The organism is Chromatocurvus halotolerans (assembly GCF_004340525.1).
GTDB classification, from domain to species: Bacteria; Pseudomonadota; Gammaproteobacteria; order Pseudomonadales; family Halieaceae; genus Chromatocurvus; species Chromatocurvus halotolerans.
Window position 1 is genome coordinate 26,703 of the sequence record NZ_SLWX01000009.1, and the last position, 19,972, is coordinate 46,674.

General features: G+C 63.4%; 19 protein-coding genes. 9 read left to right on the forward strand and 10 right to left on the reverse strand.

The window, feature by feature from the left end:
* Positions 1-63 precede the first annotated feature (63 nt).
* Together EV688_RS11040 and EV688_RS11045 are read left to right on the forward strand one after the other, a co-directional pair.
* Positions 64-1,098 (forward strand): type IV pilus twitching motility protein PilT, encoded by a 1,035-nt coding sequence (locus tag EV688_RS11040; protein WP_117318353.1) that lies wholly within the window; start codon positions 64-66, stop codon positions 1,096-1,098.
* A 35-nt stretch (positions 1,099-1,133) separates the two neighbouring features.
* On the forward strand, positions 1,134-2,252 hold the full coding sequence (locus tag EV688_RS11045) for a PilT/PilU family type 4a pilus ATPase (protein ID WP_117318351.1): 1,119 nt from the start codon (positions 1,134-1,136) through the stop codon (positions 2,250-2,252).
* A gap of 34 nt (positions 2,253-2,286) precedes the next feature.
* Here the strand turns inward: EV688_RS11045 and ruvX are convergent, their stop codons facing one another.
* The 9 genes from ruvX to EV688_RS11090 form a co-directional block, all read right to left on the reverse strand.
* The gene (gene ruvX, locus EV688_RS11050; RefSeq protein WP_205686656.1) at positions 2,287-2,694 is read right to left on the reverse strand and encodes a Holliday junction resolvase RuvX; all 408 of its coding nucleotides are present in this window, start codon (positions 2,692-2,694) and stop codon (positions 2,287-2,289) included.
* 35 nt (positions 2,695-2,729) lie between these two features.
* Positions 2,730-3,296 (reverse strand): YqgE/AlgH family protein, encoded by a 567-nt coding sequence (locus EV688_RS11055; protein WP_117318349.1) that lies wholly within the window; start codon positions 3,294-3,296, stop codon positions 2,730-2,732.
* 37 nt (positions 3,297-3,333) lie between these two features.
* A complete protein-coding gene (locus EV688_RS11060; protein WP_117318347.1) occupies positions 3,334-4,194 on the reverse strand; it encodes an energy transducer TonB in 861 nt (286 codons plus the stop codon).
* 2 nt (positions 4,195-4,196) lie between these two features.
* Positions 4,197-5,159 (reverse strand): glutathione synthase, encoded by a 963-nt coding sequence (gene gshB / locus EV688_RS11065; RefSeq protein ID WP_117318345.1) that lies wholly within the window; start codon positions 5,157-5,159, stop codon positions 4,197-4,199.
* Between the two features lie 73 nt (positions 5,160-5,232).
* On the reverse strand, positions 5,233-5,958 hold the full coding sequence (locus EV688_RS11070) for a 16S rRNA (uracil(1498)-N(3))-methyltransferase (protein ID WP_117318343.1): 726 nt from the start codon (positions 5,956-5,958) through the stop codon (positions 5,233-5,235).
* Between the two features lie 20 nt (positions 5,959-5,978).
* Positions 5,979-6,812, reverse strand: coding sequence for a methylenetetrahydrofolate reductase [NAD(P)H] (gene metF, locus EV688_RS11075; protein WP_117318341.1), 834 nt, complete (start codon positions 6,810-6,812; stop codon positions 5,979-5,981).
* Between the two features lie 9 nt (positions 6,813-6,821).
* Positions 6,822-8,213 carry an adenosylhomocysteinase gene (gene ahcY / locus EV688_RS11080; RefSeq protein ID WP_117318339.1) on the reverse strand — a complete coding sequence of 464 codons (1,392 nt, stop codon included), beginning with the start codon at positions 8,211-8,213 and terminating at the stop codon, positions 6,822-6,824.
* 523 nt (positions 8,214-8,736) lie between these two features.
* Positions 8,737-9,888 carry a methionine adenosyltransferase gene (gene metK / locus EV688_RS11085; protein WP_117318337.1) on the reverse strand — a complete coding sequence of 384 codons (1,152 nt, stop codon included), beginning with the start codon at positions 9,886-9,888 and terminating at the stop codon, positions 8,737-8,739.
* A 10-nt stretch (positions 9,889-9,898) separates the two neighbouring features.
* Entirely contained in the window at positions 9,899-10,906 is a 1,008-nt protein-coding gene (locus EV688_RS11090; protein ID WP_117318335.1) for an ArsR/SmtB family transcription factor, read from the reverse strand.
* Positions 10,907-11,048: 142 nt separating this feature from the next.
* On the opposite strand from EV688_RS11090, the gene tkt reads away from it, so the two are divergent.
* The 4 genes from tkt to fba are packed head-to-tail and all read left to right on the forward strand — an operon-like array spanning position 11,049 to position 16,354.
* Complete coding sequence (gene tkt, locus EV688_RS11095) at positions 11,049-13,052, forward strand: transketolase (protein ID WP_117318333.1); 2,004 nt, start codon at positions 11,049-11,051, stop codon at positions 13,050-13,052.
* 3 nt (positions 13,053-13,055) lie between these two features.
* Positions 13,056-14,081, forward strand: a complete 1,026-nt coding sequence (locus EV688_RS11100; RefSeq protein WP_117318331.1) for a type I glyceraldehyde-3-phosphate dehydrogenase — start codon at positions 13,056-13,058, stop codon at positions 14,079-14,081.
* Positions 14,078-15,268: a phosphoglycerate kinase gene (locus EV688_RS11105; RefSeq protein WP_117318329.1), complete on the forward strand. Its 1,191-nt coding sequence runs from the start codon at positions 14,078-14,080 to the stop codon at positions 15,266-15,268. Before EV688_RS11100 ends, EV688_RS11105 begins: the two co-directional genes overlap by 4 nt.
* Before the next feature lie 21 nt (positions 15,269-15,289).
* Positions 15,290-16,354 carry a class II fructose-bisphosphate aldolase gene (gene fba / locus EV688_RS11110; RefSeq protein ID WP_117318327.1) on the forward strand — a complete coding sequence of 355 codons (1,065 nt, stop codon included), beginning with the start codon at positions 15,290-15,292 and terminating at the stop codon, positions 16,352-16,354.
* A 30-nt stretch (positions 16,355-16,384) separates the two neighbouring features.
* Here the strand turns inward: fba and EV688_RS11115 are convergent, their stop codons facing one another.
* A complete protein-coding gene (locus EV688_RS11115; protein ID WP_117318325.1) occupies positions 16,385-16,987 on the reverse strand; it encodes a YhgN family NAAT transporter in 603 nt (200 codons plus the stop codon).
* A 141-nt stretch (positions 16,988-17,128) separates the two neighbouring features.
* On the opposite strand from EV688_RS11115, the gene EV688_RS11120 reads away from it, so the two are divergent.
* The 3 genes from EV688_RS11120 to EV688_RS17580 all read left to right on the forward strand — a co-directional run bounded on the left by EV688_RS11120 (position 17,129) and on the right by EV688_RS17580 (position 19,856).
* Positions 17,129-18,274, forward strand: a complete 1,146-nt coding sequence (locus EV688_RS11120; protein WP_162883926.1) for a transglutaminase domain-containing protein — start codon at positions 17,129-17,131, stop codon at positions 18,272-18,274.
* 44 nt (positions 18,275-18,318) lie between these two features.
* Positions 18,319-18,822 (forward strand): hypothetical protein, encoded by a 504-nt coding sequence (locus tag EV688_RS11125; protein ID WP_117318321.1) that lies wholly within the window; start codon positions 18,319-18,321, stop codon positions 18,820-18,822.
* A 350-nt stretch (positions 18,823-19,172) separates the two neighbouring features.
* Positions 19,173-19,856 carry a TonB-dependent receptor plug domain-containing protein gene (locus EV688_RS17580; protein ID WP_205686655.1) on the forward strand — a complete coding sequence of 228 codons (684 nt, stop codon included), beginning with the start codon at positions 19,173-19,175 and terminating at the stop codon, positions 19,854-19,856.
* Positions 19,857-19,972 lie beyond the last annotated feature (116 nt).

Below are 19,972 nucleotides of genomic sequence, written 5' to 3' on the forward strand. Positions count from 1 at the left end.
TTTGCGCTGTCTTCGCAGCCACCGCGTCGCCTGACCTTGTCTGAAAAGGGGAAAACAACGGAAATGGATATCACCGAACTGCTTGCCTTCAGCGCGAAACAGGGCGCATCAGACCTGCACCTTTCCGCCGGCCTGCCACCCATGATCCGCGTCGATGGCGACGTGCGCCGTATCAACCTGCCGCCGCTCGAGCACAAGCAGGTGCACGACCTCATTTACGACATCATGAACGACAAGCAGCGCAAGGATTTTGAGGAGTTCCTCGAGACCGACTTTTCCTTCGAAGTTCCTGGTGTGGCCCGCTTCCGGGTCAATGTCTTCAACCAGAACCGCGGCGCCGGCGGCGTTTTCCGCACCATTCCCTCCAAGGTGCTGTCCATGGAGGACCTCGGCATGGGTCAGGTGTTCCGCGATATCTGCATGATGCCGCGGGGGCTGGTGCTGGTCACCGGGCCCACCGGTTCGGGCAAGTCGACCACGCTGGCGGCGATGATAGACTACATCAACGACAACAAGTACGAACACATCCTCACCATCGAGGACCCGATCGAATTCGTGCATGAGAGCCGCAAGTGCCTGATGAACCAGCGTGAGGTGCACCGCGATACCCTCGGCTTCGCCGAAGCGCTGCGCTCGGCGCTGCGCGAGGACCCGGACATCATCCTGGTGGGCGAGATGCGCGACCTCGAGACTATCCGTCTGGCGCTGACAGCCGCAGAGACCGGCCACCTGGTGTTCGGCACGCTGCACACCACCTCGGCGGCAAAAACCATTGACCGGGTTATCGATGTCTTTCCTGCCGCGGAGAAATCCATGGTGCGCTCGATGCTGTCGGAATCGCTGCAGGCGGTGGTATCCCAGACACTGCTCAAGCGGGCGACCGGCGGTCGCGTGGCCGCGCACGAAATCATGCGGGCAACGTCGGCTATCCGCAATCTTATCCGCGAGGACAAGGTGGCGCAGATGTACTCGGCCATCCAGACCGGCCAGGCGGTGGGCATGCAGACCATGGACCAGTGTCTCAGGGAGCTGGTCAACAAGCGGGTGATCAGTCGCGATATCGCCAAAGAGAAGGCGCGTATCCCTGAGGATTTCTGATCGCCCTGGGGATGTGATCGATATGAGGCACGGCCATGACCTTCGATAACCTGCTGGCGGAAATGATAGAACGGCGTGCGTCGGACGGGTTCATTACCGCGCGCGCCGCGCCTTCCATCAAGGTAGATGGCGAGATTTTTGCGCTGCAGTCAGAGGCGCTGGACGAGCAGGCAGTTCGCGACCTCGTCCTTGCCACCATGACCGACGCGCAGCGAACCGAGTTCCTCCGGCACAACGAGTGCAACTACGCGGTGCAGTCCGAGAAACACGGACGCTTTCGACTTAGCGCCTTCGTGCAGCGCGGCCGTGTCGGCCTTGTGGTGCGCCGTATCCAGACCCGTATCCCGCGAATCGAAGAGCTGGGCCTGCCGCCTATTGTTGAGGACCTGTCCATGCTCAAGCGCGGGCTGGTGATCTTTGTCGGCGGCACCGGTACCGGCAAGTCCACCTCGCTGGCGGCCATGGTGGGGCATCGCAACCGGCATTCCCGGGGGCACATTCTCAGCGTCGAGGATCCCATCGAGTTCCTGCACGACCACGCGGGTTGTCTGATCACCCAGCGCGAGGTCGGCCTGGATACCGAGTCCTTTGAGGTCGGCCTGCAGAACGCCCTGCGTCAGGCCCCCGACGTCATCATGATCGGCGAGGTGCGCTCCGCCAAAACCATGCAGCACGCGATCACGTTCGCCGAGACTGGCCATCTCTGTCTGTGCACGCTGCACGCCAATAACGCCAACCAGGCGCTTGACCGGATCATGAGCTTTTTCCCCGCGCAGATGCACAGCCAGGTCTGGATGGACCTGTCCCTCAACCTAAAAGCGATGGTGGCGCAGCAGCTCCTGCCGCGCAAAGTCGGTGAGGGTCGTGTGCCGGTGATGGAGGTCATGCTGAATTCGCCGCTGATCGCCGACCACATTCGCAACGGCAAGGTTCACCTGATCAAGGAAGTGATGACCAAGTCCACCGGGCAGGGTATGCAGACCCTGGATCAGTCGCTGCTCGCGGCCTACCGGGACGGGCTCATCACCGCCGAGGAGGCCGAGCGCTCGGCTGACTCCGCCAACGATGTACGCCTCGGCATCAAGATGCACGACAAGGGCAGTCGCAGCCTGGCCAGCGTGTCCAGTGTGGATCTTCGCGTCGACGACAGCTGAGGGTCGATCGGGGCCCGACGGTCGGCGCGCCCCGTCAGTCCTGTTGTCGGGCGGCCATCCAGCCCTGAAGTATGAGTTCGGCAGCCAGGCTGTCCACGGGCTGGCGATGGTAATCGCCGCGGTGGCCCAGCTCGCGCTGTTCCTGCTTGACCGCAAAGCTGGTCAGGCGCTCATCCACCATCTCTATCGGCAGGCCAAAGCGCCCGTGCAGTCTCCTCGCAAAGCGTCCGGCACGCTCGGCCATGTCGCTGCTGCTGCCGTCCATGTTCAGCGGTTCGCCTACCAGCAGCAGGTCTGGCCGCCATTCGCCGAGCAGGCCGGCGACGCTGTCCCACTGGGGCTGCCCTTCCCTGGCGCGCAGGACCATGAGCGGCTGCGTCGTGAACAGGAGACAGTTACCCACCGCGACGCCGATCTGGCGCAGCCCGAAGTCAAAGGCCATGACGCTGCGGGGGGCTTTCAGGGGTTTGATGACCGTCAGGCGTGCCCGGCCTGGGCGCTGATCAGGTTCATGTCGATGCCAAGCGCGGCCGCCGCGGCCTGCAGGCGCTGCTCCGGCGGTGTGTGAAACAGGATACCGTGGTCCGCGGGCAGGGTCAGCCAGCTGTTGCGGCTGATCTCCTCCTCCAGCTGCCCCGCGGACCAGCCGGCGTAACCGAGGGCAATCAGGTACTCGCCCGGTCCCTCGCCGACGGCGATGGCGCGCAGGATATCCTGGGAGGTGGTCAGCAGCATTTCCGGGGTGACTCGAAGCGTGGCATCCCATTCGTTGGCAGAGGGCCGGTGAAGAATGAAGCCGTGGTCTGTTTGTACCGGCCCGCCAGCCATTATGGGCACGTCGCGGAAGCGCGCGTCCGCGTCGATATCAAGATGCTCGAGGATTTCCGCCAGGTTCAGATCCAGTTCGTGATTGATCACAATACCCATGGCGCCCGCTTCGCCGTGCTCGCAGATGTAGGTGACACTGTGCGCGAAAATACCTTCATCCAGACCCGGCATGGCCAGGAGAAAGTGGTCGCGCAGGCAGTGGCTGCTGTGATTCATGACGTGTCTTGCAGGCATTGTTACCGTCTTTGAGGGCTTAACCTGAGCTTAGCGCGTTTCGCTCGAATTTCCACGTCCGCAGGATCTCCAGCTTGTCTGCCGTGGCCGCAAGCTCGGGCGGAAACGGTGCGTAGGGCGCCGCCATACGGACGATGCGGATCGCGGCCTCGTCGAGGACGGCGTAGCCGGAGGACGCGAGCAGCTTCACATCCTCAAGGCTGCCATCACTGCGAATCACCACCAGCAGACGCAGACTTCCGTACATGCCGTAACGCACGGAGGCTTCCGGATAATAGGTGTTTCCCACCGCCTCCAGGCGACGGCGCCAGTCCTGGAGGTAGGCCGCATCGGCGGCGCTCTGCGCGGCAACCGAGGTCAAGCGGCGCACCCGCGGCGCCCGGGATGAGGCCTCATCGCGATTATGCAGGGAGGCTTCAAGGGCTGCCAGCCGTTCCTGCAGTTGCTGCAGGCGATCCTCGGATGGCGAGGGTGCTGCCTCGCCCCGCGCATTGTCTGACTGTTCTGCGCGATAGCGGCTGTTACGCGATGCGCTCAGCATCTGCGGCGCCGTCGCCTGCTGCGCGGAGCCCGCCGATGCCGCCTGCTGGTCCTGTGGCGCGGGAAGGTCTGGCGCCAGCGACGGGGCGGCTCGCGGCGCCTGTTCGCGTTCGCCCTGGTTGCCTGAGGCCTGCTGATCCTCCTGCGCGATGTGAGTTGCCTCGATGGGCCGGCTCGACACCGCCTGCACCAGCGTGACTTCCATCACCGTGCCCGCCTCGCTTGTGGCCAGCGACTGGAAGGTGATGCCGAAGATGATCAGTGCGTGCAGTGCGGCCGCGGCCAGCAGTGCCAGCCCGAGGCGGTCGCGGGTGGCGTCCGCTGCAGACGGTGCGGGCATCCTCAGCAGCGGCCTCTCTCCCGCAGCTCCTCTTCCAGGCAATCCATGAGCTGGCTGCCGATGTTGAGGTCCTGGGCGCTGTCGAGCTCGCGAATGCAGGTGGGGCTGGTCACGTTGATCTCGGTGAGGTAGTCACCGATGACGTCCAGGCCCACGAAGAGCAGCCCCTTTTCTACCAGCGTCGGGGCTACCTGTGCGGCAATCCAGCGGTCGCGGTCGGTCAGCGGCTGTGCCCGACCGGTGCCCCCCGCGGCGAGATTGCCGCGGGTCTCGCCCTGGGATGGCAGCCGGGCCAGGCACCAGGGCACGGGCTCGCCCTTGATCATGAGGATGCGCTTGTCGCCCTCACTGATCTCGGGGATATAGCGCTGGGCCATGATAGTGCGCGACCCGTGCTCGGTGAGCGTTTCCAGAATCACCGAGAGGTTGGGATCACCCGGCCTGACACGGAAGATCGAGGCGCCGCCCATGCCGTCCAGGGGTTTGTAGATGACGTCGTCGTGCTCGTGGTAGAAGGTCCGCAGCCGCGCCATGTCGCCGCTTACCAGCACAGGGGGGCAGCACTGGGGGAACTGGTTGGCGAACATCTTCTCGTTGCAGTCGCGCAGGGACTGACAGCGGTTCACCACCAGTGTGCCAAGGCGCTCCGCGGCTTCGAGGATGTAGGTATTGTAGACATACTCGTTGTCGAAGGGCGGGTCCCGGCGCATGAGGATCACGTCCAGGTCGGCGAGATTGCGGTCCTCGCCCGTGCCGAGGTCGAACCAGTGATGCGAGTCCCGGTGCACCTCCAGTGGCGTCATGAAGGCCCGTGGAACGCCCTGCACCAGCGACAGGTGCCGAGGCTCCATATACCAGAGCTCCCAGTCCCGATCCTGGACCGCCCAGAGCATAGCCAGGGTGCTGTCTTTTTTGTAGGTGATATCGGCGATAGGGTCCATCACCACGCCTATGCGGATTGTCATGCGGGGGCCTGCCGTTGTGAGTTGTCGATAAGCTACGTGCTGCAGCGTTCGGGCGCAAGAGACGCAGGGCGCATTAGAACCGCAGATCTCCCCACCTTGCCTGCAGAACCGCCAGCGCCGCCAGCGGTGCCGTTTCCGTGCGCAGAATGCGCGGCCCCAGCTGCAGAGTGCCGAAGCCCGCGGCCCGGGCGCGCTTGACTTCCTCGTCTTCCAGCCCACCTTCCGGTCCGCAGAGAAGGGCGATGGTGCCCACCTGGGCCGGCAGGTCGCCTGGCTTTGCGCGGGGGTCGAGAATGAGGCGCAGCGGGGCGTCGACGGTGTCCAGCCAGCTGTCCAGCGGCTGTGGAAAGCCGATCTCCGGGACGCAATTGCGTCCGCACTGCTCGCAGGCGCTCTCGGCAATGCGCTGCCAGTGCCCGCGCTTTTTCTCGCGCCGGTCCGCAGGCAGGTTGAGGCCACGGGTCGTCAGCAGGGGGGCGATGCGCGCGACGCCGAGTTCCGTGGCCTTCTGCACCACCCAGTCCACCCGGTCGCCACGGGAGATGGCGATGCCGAGCTCCACGGCGAGGGGGGATTCGCGATCAATGGTCCTGGCCGGTCCACAGCGCAGGGTGACGTGACGCTTGTCGGCTGTCACCAGCTCGCCGGGGTACTCGTCGCCGCTGCCGTCGAAGAGCACCAGCCTGTCGCCGGGCTGCATGCGCAGGGTGCGGGCAATGTGCCGGGCAGGCTCGGCCTCCAGCTCAATCTCGCTGCCCTCGGCCAGGACCTGGCGGGTGAAGAAACGGGGACGCTCCATGGCGTGTGCCGGCGCCTCGCCTAGAGGCCCAGGTTTCTGCAGATCTGTCGGGTCGGCTCGACCTGGTTCATGCTGTAGAAATGGATGCCCGGCGCACCGTTATCGAGCAGGGTCTGGCAAAGCTGTGTTACCACCTCGATACCGAAGCTGGTGACGCTTTCCTTACAGCCGGCAAAGCCTTCGAGACGCTTGCTGATCCAGCGCGGAATGTCAGCGCCACAGTTGCGTGAGAAACGCGCGAGGTTTTCATAATTCGTGATCGGCATGATGCCGGCGACGATCGGCTTGTCAATACCGATGGCGGCGCAGCGGTCGAGAAAGTAGAAATACGACTCCACGTTGTAGAAGTACTGGGTGATGGCGCTGTCGGCGCCCGCATCCAGCTTGTGCTTGAGGTGTTCTATATCCTTGTCGTAGCTCTCTGCCTGAGGGTGGATCTCGGGATAGGCGGCCACCTCGATGTGGAAGTGGTCACCGCTGTGCTTGCGGATGAATGACACCAGTTCGCTGGCGTACACCAGCCGTCCACCACCGACGCCTGAAGGCATGTCACCGCGCAGGGCGACAACCCGCTTCACGCCGAGATCGCGATAGTGGTCCAGCAGGGCCGTGATGGCGTCGTTGTCATCCGTACCAAAACTGAGGTGCGGCGCCACGCTGTAGCCGCCTTTGGTCAGCGCCGTGACGACATCCAGCGTGTTGTCACGGGTCGAGCCGCCGGCACCATAGGTGACAGAGAAATATTCCGGCTGCAGCGCCTGCAGCCGGGGTGTGGTTTTCTCAAGCAGCCGCTCGCGACCCTCCTCGGTTTTCGGCGGAAAGAACTCAAAGCTGATCGGGCTGCTGCTTGCCATGAGGCGCTCCTAGTACTTGTAGCTCTCGGTCTTGAACGGGCCGTCCACGGCAACGTGAATGTACTTCGCCTGCTCAGGGGTGAGACGCGTCAGAACGCCGCCAAAGCCCGCGACCATGTGCGCCGCGACTTCCTCGTCGAGCTTCTTCGGCAGGACCTCTACCTTCAATGCGGCCGACTTGAGGTCGTCCTCGAGGTCTGCGAACCGACGCTCGTACAGATAGACCTGTGCCAGAACCTGGTTGGCGAATGAGCCATCCATGATGCGCGAGGGGTGACCCGTGGCATTGCCAAGATTCACCAGTCGGCCTTCGGAAAGGAGCAGCAGGTAATCATTGGCGGCACGGTCGCGCCAGATGCGATGTACCTGTGGCTTGATCTCCTCCCACTCCCAGGTACGGCGCATGTAGGCGGTATCGATCTCGTTGTCGAAGTGGCCGATGTTGCACACCAGCGCGGTGGACTTCAGCGCGCGCAGCATGCGCTCGTCGCAGACGTCGTAGTTGCCGGTGCTGGTCACCAGCAGGTCGATATTGCCGAGCACGTCTCGGTTGATACAGGCGTCGGTACCGTCGTTGATGCCATCGATGAAGGGCGAGACAACCTCGTAGCCGTCCATGCAGGCCTGCATCGCGCAGATGGGGTCGACCTCGGTGACGCGCACGATCATGCCTTCCTGGCGCAGCGACTGGGCCGAGCCCTTGCCGACGTCGCCGTAGCCGATGACCAGGGCCTTCTTGCCCGACAGCAGATGGTCGGTGGCGCGCTTGATAGCGTCGTTCAGGCTGTGGCGGCAGCCGTACTTGTTGTCGTTCTTGGACTTGGTCACCGAGTCGTTGACATTGATTGCCGGCACCTTCAGCGTGCCCGCCTCAAGCATTTCATACAGGCGGTGCACACCGGTGGTGGTCTCCTCGGTGATGCCGTGGATGCGATCCAGCATCTGCGGGTACTTCTCGTGCAGCATGGCCGTCAGGTCGCCGCCGTCATCCAGCACCATGTTGGCATCCCACGGCTCGCCGTCCTTGAGGATGGTCTGCTCGATGCACCACTCGTACTCTTCCTCGGTCTCGCCCTTCCAGGCGAAAACGGGAACGCCCGCCGCCGCAACGGCCGCCGCTGCGTGGTCCTGCGTGGAAAAGATATTGCAGGATGACCAGCGCACTTCTGCGCCCAGCTCGACCAGCGTCTCGATAAGCACGCCGGTCTGGATGGTCATGTGAATGCAGCCGAGAATCCGCGCACCGTCGAGGGGCTTCTTGCCGCGATACTTTTCGCGCAGGGACATCAGTGCCGGCATCTCGCTCTCGGCGACCTGCAGCTCCATTCGGCCCCATCCGGCGAGGTTGATGTCAGCGACCTTGTAGTCCTGTGCAATGTCGATCTTTTCCGCTGTGGTCATGTCTGTTCTCCAGTCTGTCGTTGGTGTTCGGTTCGTTACTAGTGTCTGTTTTCGTTGGAGCGCTGGCACCGGCCGCTGGGGCGGCGGTGAGGCTGGCGCGACACGCCGTGAACCCATCCGTGGGGGCTCAGGCTCGCCATCCATGGCTCGCATGGTCGCGCCAGCCCCACCGCCACCCCAGCGGCCTCGATCCTGTGCCACTCCTTGGCTGCTGCTCCCTATCCGGTATCGCTTGTCCGGCGAATCGCGAGCTTACGTCCGTGCATGGTGCTGAATTCCTCATGCCCATTTTCTGACGCTGCACATGCTTCGACGTCTGGCTGCCACAACTTTCTACTGCCGCCTCTGCGCCGGCCGCTTGAACCCCCGTCAGGCCCGGCTGTCGCTGTCGCCCTTCCCGGACCGTGCGCGGCCATGGATGGCCGCGCCCGAGCCGCCATGGATGGCGAACTGGCGTGTCCGGGAAGGGCGACAGCGACAGCCGGGCCGGATCGATGGCACCAACCGACAATGGCATCAAACGTCAGCCAGCCCTGAGCAAGTCAGCCTTGTCTGTGCGCTCCCAGGTAAAGTCAGCATCCTCCCGCCCAAAGTGCCCATATGCGGCCGTCTTCCGATAGATCGGCCGCTTCAGGTCCAGCATCTCGATCAGCCCCTTGGGCCGAAGGTCGAAATGCTCGCGCACCAGCGCGGCAATTTCCGCGTCGCTGCGCTTGCCCGTGCCGAAGGTATTGATCGAGATCGACGTCGGCTCGGCCACGCCGATGGCATAGGACACCTGGATCTCGCAGCGGTCGGCAAGGCCGGCTGCGACGATGTTTTTGGCCACATAGCGGCCGGCATAGGCCGCGGAGCGGTCCACCTTGGACGGGTCCTTGCCGGAGAAGGCGCCGCCGCCGTGGCGGGCCATGCCGCCATAGGTGTCGACGATGATCTTGCGGCCGGTGAGGCCGCAGTCACCCACCGGGCCGCCGATGATGAACTGGCCGGTAGGGTTGATGTGGTAGCGGGTATCCGCGTGCAGCCACTCGGCCGGCAACACGTCGCGAATGACCTGCTCCATCACGGCCTCGCGAATATCTGCCTGGGAGATGTCCGCATCGTGCTGGGTGGACAGCACCACGGCATCAATGGCCACGGGTCGGCCGTTGTCGTAACGCAGCGTCACCTGGCTTTTCGCGTCCGGGCGCAGCCACGGCAGATCGCCGTTCTTGCGCAAGGCGGCCTGTCGCTCCACCAGCCGGTGGGCGTAATAGATGGGTGCCGGCATCAACACGTCTGTCTCGTTGGTGGCATAGCCGAACATCAGACCCTGGTCACCGGCACCCTGCTCCTTGTTCTCGCCCTCGTCGACGCCCTGGGCAATGTCGCGGGACTGCTTGCCGATGGCGTTGAGAACGGCACATGAGGCACCGTCGAAGCCCACGTCGGAGCTGGTATAGCCGATATCCTTCACCACTTCACGCACTACGTCCTCGAGGTCGACGTAGGTGTTGGTAGTCACTTCTCCCGCAATGATGACCATGCCGGTCTTGACCAGGGTCTCCACGGCGACCCGGGCGTCCCTGTCATCCTTGAGAATGGCGTCGAGGACGGCATCGGAAATCTGGTCGGCCATCTTGTCCGGGTGTCCCTCGGACACGGATTCGGAGGTGAAGATACTGTAATCGCTCATGGATAGTTTCCTAGGTGTGTCGGTGGCCGAACAGGCGCACCTGGATCTGAAAGCCATTTCGCTGGGCGAGAAAGGTGCTGGTCAGGTCTGCGAGACCGGCGTCTTCCGCCCAGGCGGTCAGTTGTTCCGGCTCAAAGCCAAGCCACAGGTCGCCGCAGTTTTCCCGTGCCCAGCCCTGGTCATGCCGGCAGAGGTCTGTAACCACCAGGACGCCATCCCGGGCCAGGCAGTCTGCCGCTTCCGCCAGGGTGTCCGCAGGTCTGGGTGTGTGGTGCAGCACCATGTTGATGACAACGCAGTCGGCCCGCAGGCCGGCGATGGCGGAGCTGGCGGTGTCGCCGAGAACGAATTCGATGTTGTCCAGTGCGTGCTGCTCTGCGAAGCGTCGGCTCGTGTCCAGCATCTCGCGGGCATTGTCCAGCGCAATCACGCGATCGAAGCGGGCGCCGAGCACGCCGAGAAAGCGTCCATCTCCCGGACCGACCTCTAGCGCTACCGCCTGGTTTGGCAGCGGTGCCTGCGTCAGCAGACCCGCGACGGTGTCGGCGTACTGCTCATAGCTGGCGATCAGATCCTGCTGCTCGCGGAATTTGTGCGCATTGTTGCGGAAAAAGTGCCGTGAATTTTCTTCACGCACCCGCTGCAATGTTTCCAGGCCGCTTCGCATGGCGGGTGGTACCGGTTCATTGTCCAGTTCTGTGAGCAGGGCGTGAACGAGCGATGCCCCGGCCTGAGCGACCAGTGGCTCGCTGCGGCGGTAGAAAATGGTTGTGCCTTCGCGTCGCGTAGCAACGAGGCCCGCGTTTGCAAGCACTTTCAGGTGGTGACTCAGCGCCGGCTGGCGCATATCGAACAGGGCGCAGAGTTCGGAAACACCGAGCGAATCGTTGTGCAGGGCGCGCAGAATATTCAGCCTTAGCGGATCGGCGCAGGCCTTGCACAGGCCGGCGAGTGCGTGGCTGATGTCCGCTGGAGCCGCGTCGTGCAAGGGGGGCTGAATGGCCTGCAGTAAAGTCATGGCGCGCAGTCTAGCAGCGTTCTGAGATATATCAAAATAATTTGATATATAAAACCCTGTTTGCCGTGAGGCTTCCCTTACGCGAGAATACGCGCCTCTCAAAAAGAGGTGGATGCCCCCGCCTCAGCATCAGGAGTTATGCATGTCGTCCCGAACCGAGCTCGCCAACGCCATACGTGCACTGAGTATGGATGCTGTTCAGCAGGCCAAGAGCGGCCACCCCGGCGCACCCATGGGGATGGCGGACATTGCCGAGGTCCTCTGGAATGATTACCTCGTGCACAACCCCGCCAATCCCGCGTGGCCCAATCGCGATCGCTTCGTCATGTCGAATGGCCATGGTTCCATGCTTGTGTACTCCTTGCTTCATCTGACCGGCTACGATCTGCCCATGGGCGAACTGCGCAATTTCCGCCAATTGCACAGCCTGACCCCGGGCCATCCGGAGTACGGCTACGCCCCGGGCGTGGAAACGACCACCGGCCCTCTCGGGCAGGGTCTGACCAACGCGGTGGGGATGGCGATTGCGGAGAAGGTGCTCGCGGCGCAGTTCAACCGCGACGGCCATGACGTGATCGACCATCATACCTACGTATTCCTCGGCGATGGCTGTCTGATGGAGGGCATTTCCCATGAGGCGTCCTCGCTGGCCGGCACGCTGGGCCTCGGCAAGCTGATCGCGTTCTATGACGATAACGGCATTTCCATCGATGGCGAGGTAGACGGCTGGTTCACGGATGACACGCCGGCGCGCTTTGCCGCCTACAACTGGCATGTGGTTGCCGATGTCGACGGACATGACCCGGAAGCGGTGCGTGCGGCCATTGACGCTGCGCGTGCAGAGACCGGTCGGCCCAGCCTGCTGTGCTGCAAAACGGTGATCGGCAAGGGCGCGCCGAACAAGCAGGGCAGCGAGTCCTGCCATGGGGCGCCGCTGGGTGACGATGAGATTGCAGCGACCCGGGAGGCGCTGGGCTGGTCGCATGCCCCGTTCACCATTCCGGATGACATCTATGCCGGATGGGATGCCCGCGAGGCCGGCGCCCGACGCGAACAGGCCTGGAAAAGTGCCATGGAGGCCTATGCCGGCGAGCATCCCGGCCTGGCGGCAGAGCTGAGGCGCCGCCTCGCCGGTGATCTGCCGGTGGATTTTTCGGTGCAGGCGGCAGACTATATCGCCCGCTGCCAGCGCGAGGGCAGCAGCATTGCTTCGCGCAAGGCATCCCAGAACTGCCTGAATGCCTACGGCGAACTGCTGCCAGAGCTCCTCGGTGGGTCGGCGGATCTTGCCGGTTCCAACCTGACGCTGTGGGGAGGCAGCAAGGCGATCACCGCTGACGATGCGGCGGGCAACTATCTGTACTACGGCGTGCGCGAGTTCGGCATGTCCGCCATGATGAACGGCATTGCCCTGCACGGCGGTTTCGTGCCCTACGGTGCGACCTTCCTGATCTTCATGGAGTATGCCCGCAATGCGGTGCGCATGGCGGCCCTGATGAAGCAGCGCAGCATATTTGTTTATACCCACGATTCGATCGGCCTGGGCGAGGATGGACCCACGCATCAGCCGGTAGAGCAGCTGACCACCCTGCGCGCAACGCCGGGCCTGGATACCTGGCGTCCCTGTGACGCCGTGGAATCCGCGATTGCCTGGAAGGCGGCCATTGAGCGCCGCGACGGCCCCAGTGCCCTGGTGTTTTCGCGCCAGTCCCTGGCGCACCAGCAGCGCACAGAGTCGCAGGTGACTGCGGCAGCGCGCGGTGCCTATGTTCTGCACGACGCTGAGGGCGAGCCCGATGCCATCCTGATTGCCACCGGGTCGGAGGTGCAGCTGGCCATGGAGGCGGCGCAGCAGCTGGCGCAGAGTGGTCGCGCGGTGCGCGTGGTCTCCATGCCCAGTGCCGAGGTGTTTGCGCGGCAGGACGCGGCCTATCGCGAGACCGTACTGCCGAGCAACGTGCTTGCCCGTGTTGCCGTGGAAGCGGCGCATGCCGATTACTGGTACAAGTTTGTCGGCCTGGATGGCCGGGTCGTCGGCATGACCACCTTCGGTGAATCCGCGCCCGCTGGCGAGTTGATGAAGGCCTTCGGCTTCACCGTGGACAACGTGGTGGCCGCCGTCGATGAGGTGTGTCAGCAGATCTGATCCGTGCGCCGACTCGCCATCAACGGTTACGGTCGCATCGGGCGCTGCGTCCTGCGTGCGCTCATGGAAAGCCCGCTGCGCGACGCGCTGCGCGTGGTGGCGGTGAATGAGCTGGCAGATGCCGCGACGGCAATTCACCTGACGCGCTATGACTCCACGCACGGGCGGTTCCCGGCACCGGTGGAGTCTGCTCCGGACGGCTTCACGGTGGACGGCGAGCCGATCAGCCTGCTGCGCCGTGGCAATATCGACGATATCGACTGGTCCTCCCATGACATCGACGTGGTGCTGGAGTGCACGGGGTCCTTCACCGATCGCGCAACCGCGGAGAAACACCTGGCCCAGGGCGCGCGACGGGTGCTTTTCTCACAGCCCGCCCAGGCCGACGTTGACGCCACGGTGGTGTTCGGTATCAACCACGATGTGCTGCGCGGCGATCATCGCGTGGTATCCAACGCGTCCTGTACCACCAACGCCATCGTCCCGGTCATTCGCGCGCTGGATGACGCCCTGGGCGTCGAGGCGGGGACCATCACCACCATTCACTCCGCCATGAATGATCAGCCGGTGCTGGACGCCTATCACCACACCGACCTGCGCAAGACACGCGCGTCTTCCCAGTCCATCATTCCCGTGGATACGGGCCTGGCCCGCGGTATTGAACGTATTCTGCCGGCCCTGGCCGGGCGCTTCACGGCGCAGGCGCTGCGTGTGCCTACCCTCAACGTCTCGGCGCTGGACCTGACCGTGCAGGTGCGCAGCGCTACGGACGAGCGCGCGGTCAATCGCCTGCTGCACAGCGCGGCGGCATCGGGTTTCTCCGGCGTGCTGGGCTATACCGAGGAGCCGCTGGCGTCCTGTGACTTCAACCACGATCCGCGCTCGAGTATTGTCGATGCCAGCCAGACCCGCGTCAGCGGTGGTCATCTGGTAAAGGTGCTGACCTGGTTCGATAATGAGTGGGGCTACGCCAACCGCATGCTGGATGTTGCGCATTACTGGTGCGCGTTAGAGGAGAACGGGCAATGAGCGAAACTGTCATCCTGATGCAGGATCTCGACCTCGACGGCAAGACCCTGCTGATTCGCGAAGATCTGAATGTCCCGGTGAAGGAGGGGCGGGTCACGAGCGATGCGCGCATTCGTGCCGCGCTGCCAACGATACGCGCCGCCTTGGATGCCGGGGCCAGCGTGCTGCTGATGTCGCATCTGGGGCGTCCCGTGGAAGGCGAGTTCGACCCGGCGGCGTCACTGCGGCCGGTGGCCGAGCATCTGTCGACGCTGCTGGAGCGCGACGTGCCGCTGATCGACGATTGGCGCAGCGGCGTGACGCTCGCACGCGGCGCCGTGGCGCTGCTGGAGAACGTGCGTTTCAACCCCGGTGAAAAAGCCAACGATGATGCATTGGCAAAAGCCTATGCCGGGCTCTGCGATATCTTTGTCATGGATGCCTTCGGCACGGCGCATCGCGCCCAGGCGTCGACCCACGGTGTCGCCCGCCATGCGAAGACCGCCTGCGCCGGCCCGCTGCTGGCCGGCGAGCTCGGGGCGCTGGCCCGTGCACTGAAAGAGCCGCGGCGACCCATGCTGGCGATCGTCGGCGGCTCGAAGGTTTCCACCAAGCTGTCCGTACTCGAGGCGCTGTCGGAAAAATGTGATCAGCTGGTAGTCGGTGGCGGCATTGCCAATACCTTTCTGGCGGCGGCGGGTCATCCGGTGGGCAAGTCCCTGTGTGAGCATGACCTGCTGGATGCCGCGAAGGCACTGTCGCAGCGCACGCATGTTCCCCTGCCGGTGGACGTGGTCACTGCCACGGTTTTTGACGAGAACGCCGAGGCCCGGCTGAAGGGCATCGATGAGGTCACCGCGGAGGACATGATCCTGGACATTGGTCCGCAGTCGGCCGACGCTATCGCCCGCCTGATCGCGGAAGCCGGCACCATCCTCTGGAATGGGCCCGTGGGCGTTTTCGAATTCGAGGCATTTTCCGCCGGCACCGGAACGCTGGCCCGCGCCATTGCCGACAGCGAGGCCTTCTCACTCGCAGGCGGGGGTGACACACTGGCGGCGATTGACAAATTCGGCATCGCCGATAAGGTCTCCTACATATCCACCGGCGGCGGTGCCTTCCTCGAGTATGTCGAGGGCAAGACACTGCCGGCAGTCGCCATTCTCGAGCAGCGTGCCCGGGAAGGCGGATCCGCAATTGCACCTTAACAGCCCGCAGAGGAATCCAGCATGGCCCTGATCAGTTTGCGCCAGTTACTCGATCACGCCGCCGAACATGGCTACGGTGTGCCCGCCTTCAACGTCAACAATCTCGAGCAGACCCGCGCCATCATGGAGGCGGCGGATGAGACGGGTTCCCCGGTGATCATGCAGGCCAGCGCCGGCGCGAGGAAATACGCCGGCGCGCCCTTTCTGCGTGCCCTGATGGAGGCCGCAATGCGGGAGTTTCCGCATATCCCGGTGGTGGTCCACCAGGACCACGGTGTCTCCCCGGCCGTGTGTCAGCGCTCCATCCAGCTCGGCTTCAGCTCGGTGATGATGGATGGCTCTCTGGGCGACGACGGCAAGACCCCCATGGACTACGACTACAATGTCCGCGTAACGCGAACCGCGGTAGAGATGGCGCATGCCTGCGGCGTATCCGTGGAGGGCGAGCTGGGTTGTCTCGGATCACTGGAAAGCGGCCAGGCCGGCGAGGAAGATGGTATCGGTGCCTCGGGAACGCTGACGCATGACCAGATGCTCACGGATCCCGAGGAAGCGGCTGCCTTCGTCAAGGCCACCGGCGTGGATGCCCTGGCCATTGCCTGCGGTACCAGCCACGGCGCGTACAAGTTCACCCGGCCGCCCACGGGTGACATCCTCGCCATGGACCGTATCCGCGAGATCCACGCGCGCATTCCCGATACCCACCTGGTGATGCATGGCTCGTCTTCGGTGCCCCAGGAGTGGCTGGAAATCATCAATGAGTTTGGCGGTGACATTCCGGAAACCTACGGTGTGCCGGTGGAGCAGATACAGGAAGGCATCCGTCACGGTGTGCGCAAGATCAACGTGGATACCGACCTCCGTCTCGCCTCAACCGGCGCCGTGCGACGCTTCCTCGCCCAGAACCCGTCAGAGTTCGATCCCCGCAAGTGGCTCGCGGAGAGTACCCGGGCGATGAAGGCCATCTGTGTGGCGCGCTACGAGGCCTTTGGCAGCGCCGGCAATGCTCACAGGATCAAGGTGCGCAGTCTGGAAGCCATGCAGCTTGCCTACGACGCCGGCGAACTGGATCCGAAGGTCAACTGACGGACAGCATGGCGCCTGCCGCCGGTAGCATCAGCCGCCGGCCTGCAGGTGCAGCACAATACTGACGCCGTCGAAAAACATCTGTACGGCAATGATCACCAGGATCATGCCCATCAGTCTCTCCACGGCAATCAGTCCGCGGTGACCGAGCGCTTTCAGTAGCAAAGGTGAGGCCATCAGCAGCGCGGCGGATACGGCCCAGGCACCCACCAGCGCCACCGTCCATTCGAACATGCGTCCGGGGTTGGTGTTGACCAGCAGCATGGCGATCGCCAGTGACGAGGGGCCGGCGACCAGCGGAATTGCCAGGGGTACAATGAAGGGTTCGCCGTCCGGCGTGTCGCCCATCAGTCCGTAGGGCGACGGGAAAATCATGCGCAGCGCGATAAGAAAGAGGATGATCGCCCCGGCGATGCTGATGGACTCCTGACGCAGGCCCATCATCTCCAGCGCGGTGCTGCCCGCAAACAGGAAAATTAGCAGCACCACGAGGGCGATCAGCAGTTCCCGCGCCAGCACCCATTGCCGGCGCTTCGGGTCCACGTCCTTGAGCACGGAAATAAACACCGGCACGTTGCCCAGCGGGTCCATGACCAGCAGCAGGGTAATAAAGGCGCTGAAAAGGGTTTCCATGACGGCTGTCCCGAAAGTGTCGATGTTGCGGGGGCTGCCCCGGGGGCCGCGGAGTATAGCGACCAGACCACGTGTCGGCCAGCGGTCAGAGCTGGCAATCCTGCTAGAATAACGGCCATCATGAGGCGCCAAGGGAGAGCGATGCCGCTGACAGTAAGAGGTATTCAGCCGTTATTGCTGGCCGTGCTACTGGCGGTCCTGCAGGGGTGTGCGTCCCAGCCCGAGCCGGCTTTCTCCGGGGGAATGTCAACGCGGGCACTGCTCGACGGTTCTGTGTTCGATATCGCGGATGGCGAGCAGCCACCGGTACCGGAGCTGCTGGAAGTCGATGGCGAGATGCACGATTTTCTGGCATCGCGCGTTGACCCCGAGGCCACACCACTCGAGAAAATCCAGCTCATCCTGCGCGGCATCCTCGACGATGGCCTGCGCATGGAGTACGAGAACCTGCAGACCCTGTCGGCCCCCGAGGCCTTTGCGGCCCGCGCCGGCAACTGCATGAGCTTCACCAACCTGTTCATTGCCCTGGCGCGGGAAGCGGGCCTGCGGGTGCGTTATCAGGAAGTCATGCTGCCGCCGAGCTGGACCGACGAAGAGACAACCTGGCTCTACAACCTGCATGTAAATGCCTTGGTGGACCTGCCTGGCAATGCCAGCCAGGTCGTCGATTTCAACCTTGAGGATTACGACAACAACTACCCACGTCGCCTCCTTCCGGACATCGCCGCCGAGGCGCGCTACCACAGCAACATGGGCGTTTACTGGATGACACGGGAGGAGCCGCGCCGTTCTTTCCTGCATTTTCGTCGGGCTATTGAGCTGGCGCCGGATACGGGGCATTTCTGGACCAATCTCGGCACCCTCTTCCGACGCGAGGGGCACATTGCGCATGCCGAGGCGGCGCTGCGCAATGGCGTGCGCCGCGATGGCGAAGCGGTGGCGATGAGCAATCTGGCGAAACTTTATGTGCGCTATGACCGCCCCGAGCTGGCGGCCTGGTATGAAGAGCAGGTGCGGACCTTCCGACGCAAGAATCCCTACTACCTGTATCATCTGGCCAGGGAGTCGTACGCTGCGGGCGATGTGCGTTCCGCAAAGGCGCATGTTACGGACGCCATTCGCAGGCACGGCGGCGATCGTCGTTTTCATGATCTGCTGGCGATGGCGGAACTGGAGCTGGGTAATGCGTCCGCCGCGAGGCTCTCTCTGCAGCGCGCTCTGGCGCTTGCAGAGGCACCGCAGCGCGAGTCCTACAGGGACAAGCTTGAGCAGCTGACAGGTCGCTGAACGCTATCGGGTCGGTTTTCACATCGGCAAGTGAGGAGAAGGTCATGCAGGAACGCTGTCGGGAAAGGGAAGGCAGGCGATCAGCCAGAGCGCTTGTGATGCGGGTCGGAGCGCTGCTTCTGGGAGGCGTGGCCGGTATGGCCGCCGCCGAGGGTGACTTCCCCGGCGTGGAACAATTGATGAACGACACGGAACTGCGCGAGAGCGGCGTTCACCGTCTGACGGACGAGGAGCGCGCCGCGCTGAATGCTTGGCTGCTGCGCTACACTGCGGGTGAGGCCGATGTCCTGAAGCGCACCAGCGATACCGTGCGCGAAGCCATGCAGAATTCGCGCGTCGAGGCTGCCGTGACCGGAGACTTCGAAGGCTGGAGTGGCAAGACCCTGTTCTATCTGGACAACGGCCAGGTCTGGCGTCAGCGCCTGTCGGGACGCTTTCGCTACCGGGGTGACGAGCGCGATGTGGTCATCGAGAGTAATTCCCTGGGCTTTCATCGCCTCACGCATGTCGCGAGCGGTCGGAATGTCGGCGTATCGCGAGTCCGATAGTGAGCGAATGCTGCGACTGAGCGGTACTTAACGTGCAGTGAGTCCCGCTGGCGCCTGGCTCCAGGGCGTCAGCACTGACCACCGCAAGGCGTGACTCCCGGCTTCCCCCGTCGCTGCAAAGTGTGCAGCACTGCACAGCGGACATGTGAAAAATGCCGCTTGACCTGATGCAGTTCCCTCAATAACCCCCTGATATTCAGTAAAAATGTCACAAAGATGTGCTAGGCGCCGGGCACTGGCAGGCCTTTGGTGTAGCGTTTGCCCCACACAGCAAAGACTGCAGCAGTAGACATTGCCTGGGAAGGGTCTCGAACTCTTACCGACAACACGAAAGAAACAAGGGGTTTATCATGGTCAAGTTCAAGAAGCACCAGCTTACGCTGGCGGTATCGGCAGCGGTGGGGTTCGCAGCCGCCGCACCGAATCTCGCGCTCGCACAGCAATCACAGCAGATTATCGAGGAGGTATTCGTTACCGGTACTCGTATCAGCGATCCCAACCTTACCCAGTCCAGCCCGGTCGCCTCGATTTCCTCGGAAACCGTAGAACTGCGCCAGGCCAACTTCGCCGAGGAGTTCCTGCGGGAGATTCCCGGTGTGGTTCCCAGCATTGGCGCACAGGTAAACAACGGTAACGGCGGCTCCACCTTCGTCAACCTGCGCGGTCTGGGTTCCAACCGGAACATCACCCTGCTGAACGGTACCCGCGTGGTTCCTGCGGATCTGCTGGGTCGCACCAACCTCGACATCATCCCGATTGCCCTGGTTGAGCGCACTGACGTTCTGACCGGCGGTGCTGGCTCCACTTACGGTGCCGACGCCATCGCGGGGGTTATCAACTTCGTCACCCGTCAGGATTTCGAAGGCGTCGATATCCGTGTTACCGGCAACCAGACGGCGGAAGGTGACGGCGAGACGCTGCGCTGGGATTTCACTACCGGTGCCAACTTCGATAACGGTCGAGGTAATGCGGTGCTGAGCGTCGGCTACACCGACCGTGCTGTTGTCACACAGGGCGACCGCAGTTTCAGTTAGGAAAACCTGTCGTCGATAACCGGCAACGCTGGCGGTTCGTCGACAACCATTCCAAGCGTTATTACGGTTCCCGGCAGCAACAGCGGCACACTGCAGGTTGCACCCGATGGCAACTC